Origin of the sequence: Kribbella hippodromi, assembly GCF_039531045.1 — a bacterium.
Taxonomy (GTDB): Bacteria; Actinomycetota; Actinomycetes; order Propionibacteriales; family Kribbellaceae; genus Kribbella; species Kribbella hippodromi.
Genome location: NZ_BAAAPH010000012.1, coordinates 116,745 through 134,947 on the forward strand (window position 1 = coordinate 116,745; position 18,203 = coordinate 134,947).

The 18,203-nt window shown below is 66.3% G+C and carries 19 protein-coding genes; 16 read left to right on the plus strand and 3 right to left on the minus strand.

All coding sequences use genetic code 11. From position 1 onward, the window contains the following. Positions 1–25 precede the first annotated feature (25 nt). Positions 26–1,318 carry a YibE/F family protein gene (locus ABD260_RS19695; RefSeq protein WP_344235063.1) on the plus strand — a complete coding sequence of 431 codons (1,293 nt, stop codon included), beginning with the start codon at positions 26–28 and terminating at the stop codon, positions 1,316–1,318. A 113-nt stretch (positions 1,319–1,431) separates the two neighbouring features. Next, entirely contained in the window at positions 1,432–2,583 is a 1,152-nt protein-coding gene (gene eboE / locus ABD260_RS19700; protein WP_344235064.1) for a metabolite traffic protein EboE, read from the plus strand. A gap of 12 nt (positions 2,584–2,595) precedes the next feature. Here eboE and ABD260_RS19705 read toward each other — a convergent pair whose 3' ends face one another. Next, a complete protein-coding gene (locus ABD260_RS19705) occupies positions 2,596–3,816 on the minus strand; it encodes an FAD-dependent monooxygenase (RefSeq protein WP_344235065.1) in 1,221 nt (406 codons plus the stop codon). Positions 3,817–3,913: 97 nt separating this feature from the next. On the opposite strand from ABD260_RS19705, the gene ABD260_RS19710 reads away from it, so the two are divergent. Then, on the plus strand, positions 3,914–4,456 hold the full coding sequence (locus tag ABD260_RS19710) for a TetR/AcrR family transcriptional regulator (protein ID WP_344235066.1): 543 nt from the start codon (positions 3,914–3,916) through the stop codon (positions 4,454–4,456). 42 nt (positions 4,457–4,498) lie between these two features. Here ABD260_RS19710 and ABD260_RS19715 read toward each other — a convergent pair whose 3' ends face one another. Further along, positions 4,499–4,807, minus strand: coding sequence for a DUF6703 family protein (locus ABD260_RS19715; protein WP_344235067.1), 309 nt, complete (start codon positions 4,805–4,807; stop codon positions 4,499–4,501). Between the two features lie 33 nt (positions 4,808–4,840). On the opposite strand from ABD260_RS19715, the gene ABD260_RS19720 reads away from it, so the two are divergent. From ABD260_RS19720 to ABD260_RS19740, 5 genes are all read left to right on the plus strand, one after another. Continuing rightward, a complete protein-coding gene (locus tag ABD260_RS19720) occupies positions 4,841–5,122 on the plus strand; it encodes an antibiotic biosynthesis monooxygenase family protein (protein ID WP_344235068.1) in 282 nt (93 codons plus the stop codon). Between the two features lie 81 nt (positions 5,123–5,203). Next, positions 5,204–6,589, plus strand: coding sequence for a glycine--tRNA ligase (locus ABD260_RS19725; protein ID WP_344235069.1), 1,386 nt, complete (start codon positions 5,204–5,206; stop codon positions 6,587–6,589). Positions 6,590–6,591: 2 nt separating this feature from the next. Then, positions 6,592–7,290 carry a hypothetical protein gene (locus ABD260_RS19730; protein ID WP_344235070.1) on the plus strand — a complete coding sequence of 233 codons (699 nt, stop codon included), beginning with the start codon at positions 6,592–6,594 and terminating at the stop codon, positions 7,288–7,290. Positions 7,291–7,292: 2 nt separating this feature from the next. Continuing rightward, positions 7,293–8,414, plus strand: a complete 1,122-nt coding sequence (dusB, locus tag ABD260_RS19735) for a tRNA dihydrouridine synthase DusB (protein ID WP_344235071.1) — start codon at positions 7,293–7,295, stop codon at positions 8,412–8,414. 64 nt (positions 8,415–8,478) lie between these two features. After that, positions 8,479–9,063 (plus strand): dihydrofolate reductase family protein, encoded by a 585-nt coding sequence (locus ABD260_RS19740; RefSeq protein ID WP_344235072.1) that lies wholly within the window; start codon positions 8,479–8,481, stop codon positions 9,061–9,063. Positions 9,064–9,106: 43 nt separating this feature from the next. Here the strand turns inward: ABD260_RS19740 and ABD260_RS19745 are convergent, their stop codons facing one another. Further along, positions 9,107–9,628 carry a P-loop nucleotide/nucleoside kinase family protein gene (locus tag ABD260_RS19745; protein WP_344235073.1) on the minus strand — a complete coding sequence of 174 codons (522 nt, stop codon included), beginning with the start codon at positions 9,626–9,628 and terminating at the stop codon, positions 9,107–9,109. A 45-nt stretch (positions 9,629–9,673) separates the two neighbouring features. On the opposite strand from ABD260_RS19745, the gene ABD260_RS19750 reads away from it, so the two are divergent. The 8 genes from ABD260_RS19750 to ABD260_RS19785 form a co-directional block, all read left to right on the plus strand. Further along, on the plus strand, positions 9,674–11,005 hold the full coding sequence (locus tag ABD260_RS19750) for a hypothetical protein (protein WP_344235074.1): 1,332 nt from the start codon (positions 9,674–9,676) through the stop codon (positions 11,003–11,005). Beyond that, positions 10,972–12,297 carry an ABC transporter substrate-binding protein gene (locus ABD260_RS19755; RefSeq protein ID WP_344235075.1) on the plus strand — a complete coding sequence of 442 codons (1,326 nt, stop codon included), beginning with the start codon at positions 10,972–10,974 and terminating at the stop codon, positions 12,295–12,297. The genes ABD260_RS19750 and ABD260_RS19755 overlap by 34 nt, the downstream gene beginning before the upstream one ends. Positions 12,298–12,299: 2 nt before the next feature. Then, positions 12,300–13,205 (plus strand): carbohydrate ABC transporter permease, encoded by a 906-nt coding sequence (locus ABD260_RS19760; protein ID WP_344235076.1) that lies wholly within the window; start codon positions 12,300–12,302, stop codon positions 13,203–13,205. Continuing rightward, entirely contained in the window at positions 13,202–14,095 is an 894-nt protein-coding gene (locus ABD260_RS19765; RefSeq protein WP_344235077.1) for a carbohydrate ABC transporter permease, read from the plus strand. The genes ABD260_RS19760 and ABD260_RS19765 overlap by 4 nt, the downstream gene beginning before the upstream one ends. Positions 14,096–14,099: 4 nt before the next feature. Then, positions 14,100–15,176, plus strand: coding sequence for an ABC transporter ATP-binding protein (locus tag ABD260_RS19770; RefSeq protein ID WP_344235078.1), 1,077 nt, complete (start codon positions 14,100–14,102; stop codon positions 15,174–15,176). Positions 15,177–15,278: 102 nt separating this feature from the next. After that, positions 15,279–16,217 (plus strand): acetylxylan esterase, encoded by a 939-nt coding sequence (locus ABD260_RS19775; RefSeq protein ID WP_344235079.1) that lies wholly within the window; start codon positions 15,279–15,281, stop codon positions 16,215–16,217. Next, entirely contained in the window at positions 16,217–17,062 is an 846-nt protein-coding gene (locus ABD260_RS19780; RefSeq protein ID WP_344235080.1) for an acetylxylan esterase, read from the plus strand. Before ABD260_RS19775 ends, ABD260_RS19780 begins: the two co-directional genes overlap by 1 nt. Before the next feature lie 68 nt (positions 17,063–17,130). Beyond that, positions 17,131–18,203, plus strand: a 1,073-nt coding sequence (locus ABD260_RS19785; RefSeq protein WP_425553358.1) for a hypothetical protein, incomplete at its 3' end; no start/stop codon positions are given.

Consider the following 18,203-nt stretch of genomic DNA (forward strand, 5'->3'; position numbering starts at 1 on the left):
GATTGTCAAAACAGGGAGTTCACCGATGGGCAGCCGCAACGTCGGGAGGCGGCGTGCCGCCTCCCGTGGCAACCGTTTCCGCAAGCTCGATATTCCGTCGGGCCATGGACATGGGCATGGACACGGGCATGGGCACGGGCACGGCGATCACGTCGTCGACACCTCCGTCGTGGATTCGGACGCGGTGGTGGCCCGCCGGGTCCGGATCGTGGTCGCGGCCGTGCTGATCCCGCTGCTGACCGCGGCCGTGGTGATGATGATCGTGATGTGGCCGGGCGGCGGCGTGAAGGTCAGCTCGTACCAGACCCAGACCGCGCGCGGCGAGGTGACCGTGCTGAAGGCCTGCCCGGACGCGAAGGATCAGTGCGACGAGGCGACGGTCAAGCTGACCTCCGGCCCGGACAAAGGCAAGACCGCGCCGATCCAGGTGCCGAAAGCCGGTCAGTCGCCGATCCCGGTCAAGGTCGGGCAGACCTTGATGCTGGGCGTCCAGAGCGATGCGCAAACGATCGCGGACCGGTACCAGTACGTCGACCACGACCGGAGCAAACCGCTGCTGATCCTGGCGGCGATCTTCGCGGTCGCGGTGGTGGCGCTGTCGCGCTGGCGTGGGTTCGCGGCGCTGATCGCACTGGCGGTGACCGCGGTGATGCTGACCGAGTTCATCCTGCCGGCGATCCTGAAGGGGTCGAATCCGCTCGTGGTCGCGGTCGTCGGTGGGTCGGTGATCATGGCGATAGCGCTGTTCCTGACCCACGGGATCAACGCGGAGAGTTCGATCGCGCTGTCCGGCACGATCGCCGCGCTCGGGCTGACCGTGGTGCTCGGGTGGTTCTTCACCAAGTTCTGCCAGCTCAGCGGGCTGGCCTCCGAGGGTGCGTCCGGGGCCAAACAGTTCGCGCCGCACATCGACCTGACCGGGCTGCTGGTGGCCGGCATGGTGATCGGTGCGTTGGGCGTGCTCGACGACGTCACGGTCACCCAGGCCGCGGCGGTCTGGGAGCTCTCGGCGGCGAATCCGGCGGCAAAGCGCCGTGAGCTGCTCGGCGCGGGGTTGCGCATCGGCCGGACCCACGTTGCCTCGGTGGTGAACACGCTCGTCCTCGCGTACGCGGGCGCGTCCTTGCCGGTGTTGCTGGTCTTCGCCATCCAGGACCTCCCGGCGCAGACCGTGATCTCCACCGAGCTGGTCGCGATGGAGGTGGTTCGCGGTCTGGTCGGCAGCCTCGGCATCATCGCTGCTGTCCCGCTCACTACGGCGCTGGCCGCGATGGCGGTCGCGGATCGCTCCCGCAATCTGGTGGCCGCTTCCGAGTAGAGACGGTGAAAATCAGCCCTTCCCCGGCGGCGCTCCGGCTTCTACAGTGCTGCTAGGTCACGGAAAGTTCGCTCGCGATCACTTTCGGTGGCTACACGGGGTGAGGAGCACTGATGAGGTTTCGTCATCGGGACGGCTCGACCGTCCATCTGGGCTACTGCACGACCGCGCATCCGGCCGCCGAGCTCGACGAGCTGATCGACGGCCTGGACAACTGCGCCGGTGCGGTCCGCAAAGCACTGCGCGTACCGGTGCTCGGCGTCGGACTGTGGTTCCCGAGCCGACTGGCCGATCGGCTGGCCAACTCGCCGTCGTCACTCAGCAAGCTCCGCCGGGCGCTGCACCGCAACCGGTTGGAGGTGGTGACGCTGAACGGCACGCCCCACACGCACTACACCGAGAAGGTCGTCGGTACGAAGCTGTACTGCCCGGACTGGACCGACCCGGAGCGCCTGCGCTACACGCTCGACCTGATCGACGTACTGGCGGACCTGCTACCAACAGATGTGTCGTACGGATCGATCTCCACTGTGCCGTTGGCGTGGCGGATGCCCTGGTCGAGGACACGCAGCCGCACCGCACGGGAGGCCTTCGACCGGGTCGAACAGCATCTGGCGCGTACCGAGAGCCGTACCGGACGGACGATCCGGCTTGCGGTGGAGACCGAACCAGGCTGTGTACTCGAGATGGTCGGCCAAGCAGCCGCATGGCTCGACCGGTACTCCAGTCCGGACAGTGGCGCGTCGCGGATCGGTCTAGGACTGGATGCCTGCCATCTGGCAGTGCAGTTCGAGGAACCGGACGAGGCGTTCGAGCTGCTGTGGCAGGCCGGAGTGGATGTGGTGAAAGGGCAGCTGTCAGTCGCACCGACGCTGGTGGACCCCGCTGATGCGTCTGCTCGGTACATGCTCGGTCAGCTCGGTACGGCGAAGTACCTGCGCCAAGTACGCGAGTGGGGTGGTCCTGGTGTTGATGACATCGATGAGTCGTGGCAGTTGTCCGGACACGCTGCCTGGCGGATGCATGCACATCTGGCAGCGCATGCGGCACCGCCGGCACCGCTGAGTACGACAACCGGCGTACTCAACGACTGCCTGACCAGACTGGTTGGTGGAGGTCATCCGCTCACGCACCACCTGGAGTCCGAGGTGTACGTGTGGCCGCGAGCGCCCAAGAGCCAGCAGTCCTTGGCGAAACGGATCACCAAGGAGCTGGCGTGGCTGCGTGACCGGCTGACTGCACTAGGCCTGGAGGAGCTGCACTAGTCCGGCTTGGTGCTAGACCGGCTGTCTGGTCGGGTCGCTGTAGTCAGGGAGTGGGACCGAGCTGATCGCCTTACCTACTGCATTCTGGGACCAGATCAGTCGTTGTACTGCGGTCGGCAGCTTCGGAAGCACTGCGGCCGCGTGTGGCATCAGTCGGAGCGCCAGTGGCCCGCCGGGGATGATTGTGCTCATCACCTTTGGGCTGACGCGTCGGCTCAGGTCCGCAAGTGGCCGGATGATCCGCTCGTAGTTCCGTAGGCCGGATTGCAAGTCGCTGCGTGCTGCTGCGAGTTCGCCGGCCAGGACGTACGCCGATACGACTGCGAGGCTAGTACCGCCACCGACTGCCGGACCGGGGCAGTAGCCGGCGTCACCGACCAGGCCGATCCGTCCTCGATGCCACGTGTCCAGAGTGATCTGGGAGATCGAGTCGAAGTAGAAGTCTTCGGCCGCCTCCAGGTGCTGCAGCAGCTGCGGTACCTTCCAGCCATAGCTGCCGAACTCCTTGGCCAGTAGGGCTTTCTGCTCGTTCTTGTCGCGGTAGTCGTACTGCAGCTCCGGCGCGCGGAACAGGAAGCCCGCGCGGGTCAGTCCGGTTTGGCGTACGCCGTAGATGCCGACGAGCTTGCCCACCGACAGGTGCGCGAGCGTCCGGTTGCCCAGGTCGAAGAGGTCCGGCATCGAGAAGACAGCCAGGTACCCGCCGAGTGGGCGGAGCAGCGGTGCCTCCGGTCCGAAGGCGAGGCGGCGGACGTTCGAGTGCAGCCCGTCGGCGCCGATCACCAGGTCGAACCGGCGCTCCGTACCCGAGTCGAACGTGACGTCGACGCCGGTGCCGTCGTCGGACATGGTCGCGATCGAGTCGCCGAACAAGTACTCGGTGGTGTCGCGGGTGGTGTCGTACAGGATGCGGGTGAGCTCGCCGCGGAGGATTTCGACGTGGCTGCTGGACAGGCCCGAGTACATCCGGCCGAGGTCGACGTGGACCGGCCGCTTGCCGAACCGCTCGATCGTCAGCGAGTCCAGCCGGGTGCGAGCCGCGTCGATCGGGTCCCAGCAGCCCATCCGGCGGGTGACCTCGGCGGCCGAGCTGAACAGGTCCACCGCGTGCCCGCCGAGACCGTGCCGGAGCGCGGGCGTGCGTTCGACGATCGTCGGCTCGAAACCGTACCGGTGCAGCCAGTGCGCCAGTACCGGACCGGCCACGCTCGCACCCGAGATCAGGACCTTCATGACAACCTCCCGACGTTTGCTTACTTAACGGAAGGTAAGTAAACGGCCGGGCGTTGTCAACGACTTACTTAACGGAAGGTCAGATAATCTTGCCGGTATGCCGAGACAACGGACCGGTGACACCCGGGCGCGGATTCAGCAGACCGCGCTGGACCTGTTCGCCGAGCGCGGCGTGCGGCAGACCAGCCTGCGCGACATCGCGGAACGTCTCGGCGTCACCAAACCGGCGCTGTACTACCACTTCGCGTCCCGCGAGGACCTGCTGAACAGCCTGGTCGAGCCGATGGTGAAGGACTTCGAGGCGTACGCGGCCGAGCTTCGCGCCGCCGCGCCGATCCCGCCGCGCGAACTGTTGGGCTCGTACTTCGACCTCGGCTACCGGCACCGCACGGTGATCCGGCTGGCGATCCGCGACCTGTCGGTGCTGCAGGAACTGAACCTCGCCGACCGCTTCATCGAGTGGCGCGGCGCGCTGGGCGAGCTGCTCGTCGGCAGCAATCCGTCGCTGTCCGACGTGGTCCGCTGCATGGTCGCGTTGGGCGGCCTGTCCGACTGCGCGGTGATGATCGACCACGAACCGGTCGCCGAACTCCGCGAGGCCGCGGTCGAGGCCGCGTACGACAGCCTCGGCCGCCCGTGACTCACGGCCGCCCGCTCGGCCGCCGGTGCAGCGGCTTGTGACTCAGCCGTTGGCGATGCGGGACACCGCGAACAGCAGGATCACCAGAATCGAGAACAACCGCAGGAACCGCGGCCCGGTCGTCACCGCCGGCCAGGACAGGAACGCCAGCCACCCCAGCAGCAACGCCAGCAACACCAACGCCGGCACCCCGACCACCACCGGAGCGAACACTCCGGCCAGCGCCAGCACCAAGGTGATCCCCGGCAACGTCAACTTCGGCGCGGCGTGCAGCTTCGCCACGTACGGGTAGCTGACCTTCGTAACCCGCTGCCGCAACCCACTCACCGACTGACCACTGGGGGAACTCATGTCCCCATTGTTCCAGGTCCTACAGTGTTCTCCGTGTTCGTGGTGATCAGGTTCCGGGTCGGGGAGTCCGAGCAGGCCGGGTTCGGAGAGCGGTTGCAGGCAGCCGTCGACGTGCTCGCCCGGCAGAAGGGGTTCGTTTCGGCCCACACCGGGCGGAACGTGGACGACCCGGAGCTGCTGGCGCTGACGCTGGAATTCGAGAACGTCGGGAGTTACCGGCGGGCGCTGTCGCCGTACGACGTGAAGCTCGCCGCCGTCCCGCTGCTGTCGGAGGCGATCGACGAGCCGACGGCGTACGAAGATTTGCTGATGTAGCACGGATTCGATAGTGCGCGCCGGGGACCGATAGCCTGGTCTCTTCCGTTGATTCGTCTGTGCCTGTTCTGGAGTCCAAAAGTGCCCGTGGAAACCGTCGATGCCGTCGTCAGCCTCAGCAAGCGGAGGGGCTTCGTGTACCCGTGCGGCGAGATCTACGGCGGCACCAAGTCGGCCTGGGACTACGGGCCGCTCGGCGTCGAGCTGAAGAACAACGTCCGGACCCAGTGGTGGCGCTCGATGGTGACCGGCCGCGACGACGTGGTCGGGCTGGACTCGTCGGTGATCCTGCCGACCCAGGTCTGGGAGGCGTCCGGGCACCTGGCCGAGTTCGTCGACCCGCTGACCGAGTGCCAGTCCTGCCACAAGCGGTTCCGCGACGACCACCTGCGCGAGGACTACGCCCGCCGGAAGAACAAGGACGTCGACGACGTCAAGCTGGCCGAGCTCGCCTGCCCGAACTGCGGTAACAAGGGCACGTTCACCGAGCCGCGGATGTTCAACGGCCTGCTGAAGACGTACCTCGGCCCGGTCGAGTCCGAGGAGGGCCTGCACTACCTCCGGCCGGAGACCGCGCAGGGCATCTTCGTCAACTTCGCGAACGTGATGGGCACCGCCCGGAAGAAGCCGCCGTTCGGTATCGCCCAGGTCGGCAAGAGCTTCCGGAACGAGATCACCCCCGGCAACTTCATCTTCCGGACCCGCGAGTTCGAGCAGATGGAGATGGAGTTCTTCGTCGCCCCGGGTTCGGACGAGGACTGGCACGAGTACTGGCTGAAGGCGCGCTGGGACTGGTACACCGGCCTCGGACTGAACCCGGACAACATGCGGTTCTACGAGCACCCGAAGGAAAAGCTCAGCCACTACTCGAAGCGCACCGTCGACATCGAGTACAAGTTCAACTTCGGTGGCAAGGAGTTCGACGAGCTCGAAGGCATCGCGAACCGCACCGACTTCGACCTGAACACGCACTCGAAGCACTCCGGCACCGACCTGTCGTACTTCGACCAGGAGAAGGGCGAGCGCTGGACCCCGTACGTGATCGAGCCCGCGGCCGGCCTGACCCGGAACGTGCTCGCCTTCCTGCTGGACGCGTACACCGAGGACGAGGCGCCGAACGCGAAGGGCGGTGTCGACAAGCGCACCGTGCTGCGTTTCGACCCGCGGCTCGCACCGGTGAAGGCGGCTGTGCTGCCGCTGTCCCGGAACGCCGACCTGTCGCCGAAGGCCCGCGACCTGGCCGCCGAGCTGCGGCAGAACTGGAACGTCGACTTCGACGACGCCGGTGCGATCGGCCGCCGGTACCGTCGCCAGGACGAGATCGGTACGCCGTACTGCATCACCGTCGACTTCGACACCCTGGAGGACCAGGCGGTGACGATCCGGGAACGTGACTCGATGAAGCAGGAGCGGGTCGCGCTGACCGAGGTCACCGGCTACCTCGCCCAGCACCTGGTGGGTTGCTGACGATGAAGCTGACGGGGGATCGAGTGCGCTTCGGGCTGGGCGTTTTCGCGGTGTCGGCAGTCGCGGTGTTCGGTTTGTCGTCCTGCTCGGACAGCAAGCCGGACGCGTCGCCGTCGACCGGTGCGAGCTCTTCGGGCCCGAGCTCATCCGGCCCAGGACAGTCGTCGAGTACGCCGATCCCGTCCGCGTCGACACCCGTACTGACCGCGATGCCCACACCGAGTACGCCCTGGCCGACGCCGAAGGTCACCGGTGCGCCGGCCGACGATGCACCGCTGGCAGAGCGGATCACGTTCGCGATCGCCAAGCAGACCCAGATCGCGGCCGGTCGCGCGGCGAAGACCACGGTGAAATGCCCGGGCATCGACAAGGTCGAGACCGCCGGTCAGCACAAGCTCGATTGCACGGTCACGTACGCCGGAAAGCCCTTCACCGGCACGTTGACGGTCGACTCGAAGCAGTACTCCGCGTCGTACAAGTTCACGTCCGAGGAGGTGGCGATCGTCCGGGCGAAGGTGGTCGACGCCGTGCTCCGGGCCGCGCCGGGCGCCGCGAAGGTGGCATGCGAGATGGAGGATGTCGGCATCGTCGTGCACTCCGGTCTGCCGATCGGGTGCAACGTGACGACGACCGACAACGCCGTGCAGGAGTACCGCGCCCAGGTCACCGGCAACGGCCAAGTCACGGTGAAGAAGGCGTAGCCGTGCTCAAGCTTGGCAATCTGACGATCGACACACCGGTGGTGCTGGCGCCGATGGCCGGCATCACCAACGCCGCGTACCGGCGGCTGTGCGCCGAGCAGGGCGCCGGGCTGTACGTGTGCGAGATGATCACCTCGCGCGGGATCGTCGAAGGTGATCAGAAGTCGCTGGACATGCTGACCTTCGACGAGCGCGAGACCGTACGGTCGGTGCAGCTGTACGGCGTGGACCCGGTGTACATCGGGCGGGCCGTCGAGATCCTCTGCGATGCGTACGGGGTCGCGCACATCGACCTGAACTTCGGCTGCCCGGTGCCGAAGGTGACGCGCAAGGGCGGTGGCGCCGCGCTGCCCTGGAAGCGGAATCTGCTCGGCGCGATCCTCCGCTCGGCGGTGCGGGCGGCAGAGCCGTACGGGATCCCGGTGACGATGAAGACGCGGATCGGGATCGACCTTTCGCATCAGACGTACCTCGACGCCGGGCGGATCGCGGAAGAATCCGGCGCGGCGGCGATCGGGCTGCACGGGCGGACGGCGGCGCAGGCGTACTCCGGGCAGGCGGACTGGTCGGCGATCTCGTCGCTCGTCTCGCAGGTTTCGATTCCGGTGCTGGGGAACGGGGACATCTGGGAGGCCGGCGACGCGCTGCGGATGGTCGCGGAGACCGGGTGCGCCGGGGTGATCGTCGGGCGCGGATGCCTGGGCCGGCCGTGGTTGTTCCGGGATCTCGCGGTGGCGTTCGGCGGCGGCGAGGCGCTGAATCTGCCGACGCTCGGCGAGGTCGCGGTCGTGATGCGGCGCCACGGTGAGCTGCTGGCGGACCTGATGGGGGAGCAGCGCGGGTTGCGCGACTTCCGGAAGCACGTGCCGTGGTACCTGAAGGGGTTCCCGGCGGGCGGCGAGCTCCGCGCCGCGCTGGGCATGGTCGACAGCCTGGCCCGGCTGGACGAGCTGCTCGCGGAGCTGGACCCGACGGTGCCGTTCCCGGTCGCCGAGCTGGGCGCTCCGCGCGGCCGGCAGGGGAGTCCGCGTGACCACATCGTCCTGCCGCAGGGCTGGCTGGACGACACCGACGGCCTCACCGCCGACTTGGCCGACGCAGAAATCGGCGTCTCCGGCGGCTGACCTCCTTGTCGGTTCCGGCGCCGGTTGTTCGTTGGACTGGTAACCGGACTTCAAGGAGGTCATCATGACCGCGCTGTACACCTTCGACATCTTCTGCACCCTGGACGGCTTCGGCTCGTACGATGCGCCCGGCGACTGGGGCGGCTACTGGAGCAAACAAGGCCCCGAATTCCTCGCCCGCCGCGAGGCCGTCCTGGCCGCGGACCAGCGCCTGGTCCTGGGCGCCAACACGTACCGCCAGTTCGTCGAAATCCTCGGCCCAACGCCCGCGGACTCGCCGTTCACGGACCCGATCAACACCCGGATGATGACGATGCCGCTCACGGTCATCTCCAGCACCCTGTCAGCCCCCTTGACCTGGCCGAACGCCACGCTGGAACCAGGTGACGCGGTGGAGGTGGTCACTCGCCTGAAGCAGGAATCCGACGTTCCCCTCCGCTCCCACGGCAGCCTGACCCTGAACCGGGCCCTGATGTCCGCCGGCCTGGTAGACCGCATCCAGGTAACCATCTTCCCGGTCATCACCGGCCAAACCGGCACCGACCCCATCTTCGCGAACGCCGCCGACTACGACCTGGAACTGATCAACACCCAAACCCTCGACCACAACATCCAAGAACTCACCTACCACCCCACCCTTCACCCCTGATGCAGCCACGCCACGTCACCCACGCCACGTCACCCATCCCACGTCATCCGCCCCACCCTGCGCACCTGACCAGCGCAACCCCCGCCGCCACGGCCAACGCACGCCACCCGTCCCGCAGAAACCGCGGCGAGCTCGTGTCGTCGACAATCACCCCCACACCCTCCGCCAACAGCCCCCGCACCTCCGCGGACGCCACCTCATGCGTCCGCACCCACTCCGCCACCGGAATCCCGTCCCCACCCCAAAGCCCACGGCGCTCATTGATCTCGTCCAGACTCACCACCCGAGCCCCCAACCTCCCCGCCAGCACCCGCCCCACCGTGCTCTTCCCAGCAAACGCCCGCCCACACAACACAATCAGCCCATCACCCATCCACCCATCCAAACAGCACCAGCCGGTGCCATCTGAGGGGTTAACGTCCCGGGGCGCCCCTTCGCCAGCGGTATGCCGGTGGTGAACGGGTAAGGGGGGAGGTTCACCGCTCAAATGGTCCTGGGTCTGGGCGAGCGAATCTCGGCTGATCCCTTGACCTGGTGGGTTGGTTCGGGGGACCTTTGTCGGCATTGGATTTACGCGTCACTTCCGAACCTGGTTCGTGAAGGAGGGTTTGTGGACATCGTGATCGGGGTCGTCACCCACGCGGCTCATCACGAGTTGTTCCACGACGCGGCGCGGACTTTGCGAGGCGTGGATCTCGCGTGGGTCAGTTACGACCACGAGGACGAGATCCGCGATCGGGTCGCCGAGTTCCTGAGTACGACCCGGCTCGACGGGTTTCTGGCCGGCCCGGTGCCGTACACGGCCAGTCGCGAACTACTTCCGCCCGGGCTGCCGGTGGGCGTGATCCGCTCGTCGGCGCTTGACCTGACGCTCGCGCTCTATCGCGCCCAGGAGCGCGGTTGGGTGCGTACGCCGGTCAGCATCGACACCTTCGCGGCCGATGCGGTCGAGGCGGTGGCGACCGCGCTGGACCTTGACCAGGACCAGGTCGCTTGCTTGCCGTACGCACCGACCCAGACCGTCGACGAGATCGCGGAGTTCCACCGGGATGCGTACCGGCGGTTCGGCGAGCGCAGTTTCGTGGTCAGCGTCCGCGCCGCGGTCCGCGAGCAGCTCGCCGGCCAGGTACCGATCATCAGCGGCATGCCCGTACCGGCCACGATCCGGACCGAACTGCACGAGCTCGCGTTGCGGATCGAGTCGGACCGGGCCAGCGCGCAACGGTTCGCGGCCGGGGTCTTCCTGATTTCGCAGTCCACCGACGAGGAACGCGCCCGGATCGGACTGATGAACCATCTGCTCAACACCCCGGAGTTCGCCGGCGCCTGGGTCGAGAACCGTGGGCGTCGTGGGGTGGTGGTGTTTGCGCACAAGGCGTTGTTCGAGCGCATCACCCGGAACTGGGTCGGCGTACCCGCACTGGCCGAGGCCGCCGCGGCGCTCGGGGTGCAGATCTCGGCCGGGTTCGGGGTCGGCGTGTCCGCGCGCAACTGTGTGCTGCTCGCCGAGCAGGCCGCGGCGCGGGCCGAGTTGTCCGACGAACCCTGCGCGTACCTGTTCGAGGACAGCGGTGTCGTGATCGGACCGATGGGTCCGGCCGGCGAGGCGCTGCGGTTCTCGTACCGCGAGCACGGCGACGAGATCGAACAGCTGGCGAAGTACGTCGGTCTGAGCGCGACCACCGTTTCCCGGCTGGCTGCGCTGGACCAGGAACTGCAAGGCCGCACGCTCTCGCCTGGAGAGCTTGCCGGTCATCTCGGCATCACGGATCAGAGCGGCCGCCGCCTGATCCGCACTCTCGACGCGGGCGGTTTGGTCAGTGCCGAAGGTACTGCCCAGGCCCATCCGAAGGGCCGCCCGTCGCGCCTGTACCGACTACGCATCGCCCAAGCGTTGGAGGCACAACCATGGAGCTCACCCGCCGGAACATCCTCAAGTTAGCCGGCCTCGGCCTGACCACCCCCGCCTTGCTGTCGGCTTGCTCGAACGGCAAGTCCGGAGGCGGTGGTAGCAGCGACGGCAGTGTGAAGTTCGAAGGCTGGGACTACGAAGCCGCGCTGGTCCAGCAGAACCTCGACAACTTCACCAAAACCAGCAACATCAAGGTCGACTACACCCCGATCACGAGTGCGCAGTACGTCCAGAAGGTCGTTGCCGAGTTCACCGGTGGCGGCGGCCCGGACGCGCTCTATGTGTACGACGACTCGCTCGCCGCCTGGGTCGAAGGCGACTACCTGCAACCACTCGACGGCCTGCCGGGCGTCGACGCGGTGTACGACGCGATCTACCCGGGCAACGCCGAGGCGATGATGTACGGCGGCAAGCGCTACGGCCTGCCGTACTACACCGACTCGAACTGCCTTATTTACAACGCCGAAATCCTCTCCAAGGCCGGGATCAGCAAACCGCCGGCCAGCTTGGACGAGCTCGAAGCACAGGCCGTCAAGATCAAGAACGCCGGCCTCCTGCAGTACCCGATCGGCCTGCCGGCGCAACTGTCCGACACCTGGTGGGCCTGGGTCTGGGCTTTGGTATACGGAAGTGGCGGCAACATGTTCGACGATCAGCAGGCGCCGATCATGAACACCAGCGATCACGTGACCAAGGACGTGTTGACCTGGTTGCAGCATGCCGCGAACACCACCAAGGTGATCGACCCGGCATCGCTGCAGTTGCTCCCAGTACCTGTCGACAATGCGATGAAGGCGAACCGGTATGCCTTCACGATCGGCGCCCGGTACGCGCTGCGCGACTACAACGATCCGGCCAAGTCGAAGGCGGCCGGGAAGATGAAGATGGCGCTGATGCCGAGCCTGGACGGCAAGGAACACGGCACGATCAGCAACACCCGGTTGTACGCCCTGGCGAAGGACACCGAGGTCAAGGACAACGCGGTCAAACTGCTGACGTACTTGGGCGGGCTCGGCGCGGACAACAAGCCCTACACCGCGCGGTTCTGGTTCCTGCAGCGCGGACTCGGGTTCGCGTACAAGGCGATGGCGACCGATCCGGAGATCGTCGCGGCACTGAAGAAGTTCGCCGATCCGGCCGTGTACGCGCACCTGGCCGAGATCGCGAAACCGCGGAACGTGCTCGGGGTGCCCTGGTATACCGAATTTGAGACCGAGATGCACAAGGTCGTGCAAGGGGTGCTGAGCAACCAGACGCAGCCGTCCGCGGCGGTCGACTCGCTCGCGCAGACCGCCGGTACGTTGAAGAAGAAGTACTCCTGAGCATGGTCGCCTTCACCGAACGCCGCCCGCTGGGCGACAACGCCAAGGCCTGGGCGCTGAACGCGCCGGCGATGGTGGTGATCGCCCTGCTGGTGGCGTATCCGATCGGGTACTCCTTCTATGTCAGTCTGCAGAAGCACAACCTGAAACGCCCGCGGGCCAAGCGGTTCATCGGGTTCGACAACTACAAGGCATTGCTCAGCGACCACGCGTTCCTGTCCGCGTTGAAGGTGTCGGCGCTGTTCGTACTCGTCGTGCTCGGGCTGACCGTCGTACTCGCGCTGATCCTGGCGCTGGTGCTGAACGAACGGTTCCGTGGGCGTGGGTTGCTGCTCAGCCTCGCATTGTTGCCTTGGGCAATGCCCGGGGTAGTGAACGGGCTGATGTGGCGGACGATCTTCGACGCGAAGACCGGTGCGCTGAACGGTCTGCTGCAGCAACTCGGCGTGATCGACAGCTATCACGCTTGGCTGACGTCCGGGACGGGCGCGTTCCTGTTCACCGCGCTGGCGCAGGTGTGGAACACGCTGCCGTTCTCGGTCATCATTCTGCTCGCCGGATTGTCAACAATCCCATCAGAGTTGTACGACGCGGCGACGGTCGACCGGGCCGGTGCCTGGCGGCGCTTCACTCAGGTCACCGTGCCGTGGCTGCTGCATCCGCTGCTGATCGTGCTGATCCTGGAGACGATGAACGCGTTCCGCGCCTTCGACACGATCTACGTACTCACCGGGGGCGGTCCCGGTGACGCGACGACCACGATCGCGCTGCTCGACGTACAAACCGTCCTGACTTTCACCGATTTCGGTCTCGGCAGCGCGTACGCCTGGGTGATCACCGCGATCACCTTGCTGATCTCGGTCGGCTATATCGGGCTCCTCTACCGGAAAGGAAACTTCGAGGCATGAGCACCGTCGTGAAGATTCCGCTCCGGTACCGGATTCCGTGGAAGAAGATCGCGCTGTACGTGCTGGCGGTCGCATTCGGGTTGTACCTGGTGCTGCCGTTCTACTGGATTGTCGCGATGAGTTTCATGCACGAGGTGGATGCGATCTCGGTGCCGCCGCATTGGATTCCGGTGCATCCGACCTTGGAGAACTACCTCGGGTTCGTACGCCCTGACGACGCGCAACAGCTGGTCGGTGGGCGGGCGGTTTCGGAGACGCCGTACTCGTTGCGCAACAGCCTGATCGTGGCGACGTCGACCGCCGTACTGAACCTGGTGCTGGCGACGTTCGCGGCGTACTCGTTCTCCCGGCTGAAGTTCCGGGGGAGTCAGGTACTGCTCGTGCTGTACCTGCTGACCCGGATGGTGCCGGGGATCGCGATCATCATTCCGTTCTATTTGCTGATGCGTTCCTTCGGGTTGCTGGACACGTACCTGGCGCTGATCCTTTCGTACACGACGTTCGCGTTGCCGATCACGATCTGGATTCTGAAGGACTTCTTCCGGTCGGTGCCGCGTGAATTGGAGGAAGCCGCCCGGGTGGATCGGTGCGGCTGGTTCCGGACGATGTGGACGGTCTTTCTGCCGGTGGCCGCGCCGGGATTGGTGGCGGCGGCGGTGTTCGCGTTCATGACCGCGTGGAACGAGTTCATGTTCGCGTTGTTCCTGACCAGTTCGAAGGCGGCGAAGACGATTCCGGTGGTGGCGGCCAATTTCGCCACCGACTTCAACACCCAGTTCACGGTGATGGCCGCGGCCGGTGTGCTCGCGGTGGTCCCACCCCTGGTACTTGCCCTGCTCTTCCAGCGCAAGCTGGTGCAGGGCATGGCGGCCGGATCAGTGAAGGGCTGAGGCGATGGCTGAAGTGCGTTTGGAAGGTGTCAGCAAGACGTTCGGCGGCAAGACTGTTGTCGACAATCTCGACCTGACCGTCGAGGACCGCGAGTTCCTGACCCTGGTCGGCCCATCGGGTTGTGGAAAGTCGACAACCCTACGGATGATCTGCGGGCTGGAACGGGCCAGCGCCGGGAACATCTTCTTCGACGGCAAACCGGTCAGCTGGCTGCCGGCGAACAAGCGGGACGTGTCGATGGTGTTCCAGAGCTACGCGCTCTACCCGCACAAGACGGTCCGGCAGAACATCGGCTTCGCGCTCAAGATGATGCGGGTGCCGAAGGCAACAATCGAGGAGCAGGTCCGGCAGGCGGCGCGAACCCTGGACATCGAGGACCTGCTGGACCGCAAACCCCGCGAACTGTCCGGCGGCCAGCGCCAACGGGTCGCCCTCGGCCGGGCGATCGTCCGCGACGCCGGCGCGTACCTGCTGGACGAACCGCTGTCGAACCTGGACGCTCAGCTCCGCGTCCTGATGCGCGCCGAGATCAAGCGTCTGCATGTCGACGTGGCGCGCACTTTCATCTACGTGACCCACGACCAGGTCGAGGCAATGACGATGTCCGACCGCATCGCCGTCATGCGCGACGGCGTGATCCAGCAGTGCGCAACCCCCGAAGAAATCTACGAGCATCCCGCCAACCGCTTCGTAGCCTCCTTCATGGGCTCACCCCCGATGAACTTCCTCACCGGAGACCTGACTCAAGAATCCAGCACCTCTTTCTTCCGCTCCCCGGCCCTGACTCAAGCTCTCCCTGGGCCTGTCCCAAGGGGATCGTCTGGTCAGGTGGTGCTCGGCGTCCGTCCGGAATACATCACCCTGTCCACCACGCCGGTCGACGGTCACCACCCCGGCAAGGTCTTCGTCGCCGAACCCCTCGGTCCCGATGTACTCGTCACCGTCCGCATCGAAGGCGAACTCATCCGCGCGCGAGTCCCCACCCCCTTCCGCCTCGGCCACGACAGCACCGTCTACGTCGGCTTCAACCCCCACCGCCTGCACCTCTTCGACCCCACCACCGGCGCAGCCCTCCAATGAATCAACACCAGCCCCACAAACCCGTACATGCAGAACACCTGCATCCGACCGGCAACCCCCGCGTCCTGGAGGTTGCGGTGAGACTTCATTCGACTGGAAGGAATGCTCTTGAGGGATATTGAGAATTTTGTTGTCGAGGTGGAGCGACCGGTTGATTTCGATGAGTTCTGGGCCGCGGGGCTGGCGGATTGCGCTTCGTATCCGCTGGACCCGGTGCTGACCGAGATGCCGGCCCTCTCGACCGAGACCGTGATTGTCTACGATCTGCAATACACCAGCTACGGCGGTCTGCGGATCGCCGGCTGGTACACGACTCCGCGCAACCGCCCCGGACCGTACCCGGCACTCGTCACGATCCCCGGCTACATCTCCGAGCCGACGATCCCGAAGGAGTGGTCCGAGCTCGGGTACGCCGCGCTGGCCGTCGCGCCGCGCGGCAAACTGCGATCGAACAGCGTCTTCAACCCGGGCTATCCCGGACTCCTCACGCACAACATCGTCGACCCGAACACCTACGGCTACCGCGGCTTCTACCTCGACGTGGTCCGTGCGGTCGAAGTACTGCTGGATCGTCCAGATGTCGACAATCAGCGGATCGGCTTGCAGGGATCGAGTCAAGGCGGTGGGCTCGGCATCTCCACCGCCGCGCTCATGCCCGGCGCGATCCGCTGCGTCGCGGCCGGCGCGCCGTACCTGTGCGGCATCATGACCGCGCCGACGCTCACTCGGTCGTACCCGTACGAAGAGATCAACGAGTACCTGCGGATTCACCCGAAGGACGTGGACCGGGTCCGCGAGACGGTTGCGTACTACGACGGGCTGAACTTCGCGCCAAAGGTACAAGCGCCGACCTTGCTGTACGTCGGCATGGAAGACGACGTCTGCCCACCGGAGACCGGCTTCGCCCTGCATCGAGCGCTGACCTGCGAGAAGACCCTGCGCACGTACCCGCACTGCGCCCACCACGCCGGCCTGCCCGAGGTGATGAGAGTCGTCGAGGACTTCTTCGCCGAGCACCTCACCCCCGAGAAGGTGAACTGATGGACTTCGAGACCTATTGGGCCGCGGTGGATCAGGAACTCGCGGCGATCCCGGGCCGGCCGGTGCTGGATCGGGTACCGGCGCGGTCGACCGACGAGGCGACGTTCTACAGCTTGCGGCTCACCAGCACCGGCCCGTACCGCGTGTACGGGAACCTCAGCATTCCAACCGGCGATGGTCCGTTCCCGGGACTCCTGATCACCCCGCGGTACGGAAGTGTCAACAACATCCCGCACCCGAACGATCGCAGCAGGTACGTGGTCCTGAGTCTGATGCACCGCGGGCAGCGGCTGGCGGACGAAGGGTTCGCGGCCAAGTATCCAGGATTGTTGACAATGGACATTGACGATCCGGCGACGTACATCTATCGCGGGATCGCGTCGGATTGTCTACGAGCCGCGGAGTTCGTGCGCGGATTGTCGGAGGTCGATCCCGAGCGGGTCGCGGTCAGTGGGGACGACCTGGCAGTACTGACCGCGGCGCGGCGGCCTGGGTTCAGCTCGGTACGCGTGACGGATCTGCTGTTCTACCGAGCGATGGAGGCACGGCTGAAGTCCTGCCTGTATCCGCTGGAGGAACTCAACGATCACCTCCGCGCAGGTTCGTCCGAAGACGCGCTCGCGACCACGTTGTCGTACTTCGACCCGGTCCGGCATGCGCCCACAATCACCGCCCGGACGCTGCTCGCCACGGATGACACCGACTGGTGCGGCCCGCTGCTGTCGGCGTTGCCGGACCCGGAGGTGTACAACGTCACGCATCTCGACGGCACCGACAACGACTCCCTGGACACCTGGCTGGCCAACCGATCCGGCGTACCACCGATGTCAAAGTTCGTCGCATGACAAACCCACAACCCCACCCCCAACAGCCACCCACACCAGAACAGCCGCTCATGCCGGAGCAGCCGCTTATGCCGGAGCAGCCGACCACGCTGGAGCGGCTGACCACGTCGGAGCAGTCGGTCAGGCCGGAGCAATCGAGCACGCCGGAGCAGCCGACCACGCTGGAGCGGCCGAGCACGTCAGAGCAATCGATCGCGCCGGAGCAGTCGGTCATGCCGGAGCAGCCGACCACGCCAGAGCAGCCGACAACGTCGGAGCAGCCGATCAGGCCGGAGCAATCGACCATGCCGGAGCAATCGACCGTGCCGGAGCAGCCGAGCACGGTCGAGCGGCCGAGCAGGTCAGAGCAATCGATCGTGCCGGAGCAGTCGGTCGTGCCGGAGCAGCCGTCTATGCCGGAGCAGTCGGGGGCGTCTACCTCGGCGTCGGTGGCGAAGGTGTTGCTTGGCGTACGGCCGGTGGTGAACGCCAACGCTACGGTTACTGTTCTTGGTGGTTCGCTGATGCCGCCGCCGGTGATCAAGGCGATGAACGACGCGGCGGCGCAGTTCGTCGATCTGCCCGAGCTGAATCTGCGAGTAAGTGAGCGGCTGGCCGAGCTGACGCACAACGAGGCGGCGTACGTCACGTCGGGGGCGGCGGCGGCCATCACGCTGACGGTCGCCGCCTGCATCACCACCGAATCGCAGGCGTTCCCGACTGACGCCGAGATCGTCATGTTCGCCAGTCAACGCAACGGCTACGACTACTCGGCGCGCTTCACCGGCGCTCGCGTCGTCGAGATCGGCCCGTCGATCGACGAACTCCGCGCCGCCCTCGGTCACCCCGGTCACTCCACGCCAGGTCACCCCGGTCAAGCGGCGCCCGGTCAGCCCGGTCCCGCCGTGCCCGGTCACCCCGGTCACCCCGGTGATGCCGCGCTCGATCACCCCGGTCTCGCCGTGCTCGGTCACGCCGGTGATGCAGCGCTTGACCAGCCCGGTGATGCTGGGCTCGGTCAGTCCGGTCTCGCCGTGCTCGGTCACGCCGGTGATGCAGCGCTTGACCAGCCCGGTGATGCTGGGCTCGATCAGCCCGGTCACGTCGTGCTCGGTCACGCCGGTGATGCAGCGCTTGACCAGCCCGGTGATGCTGGGCTCGA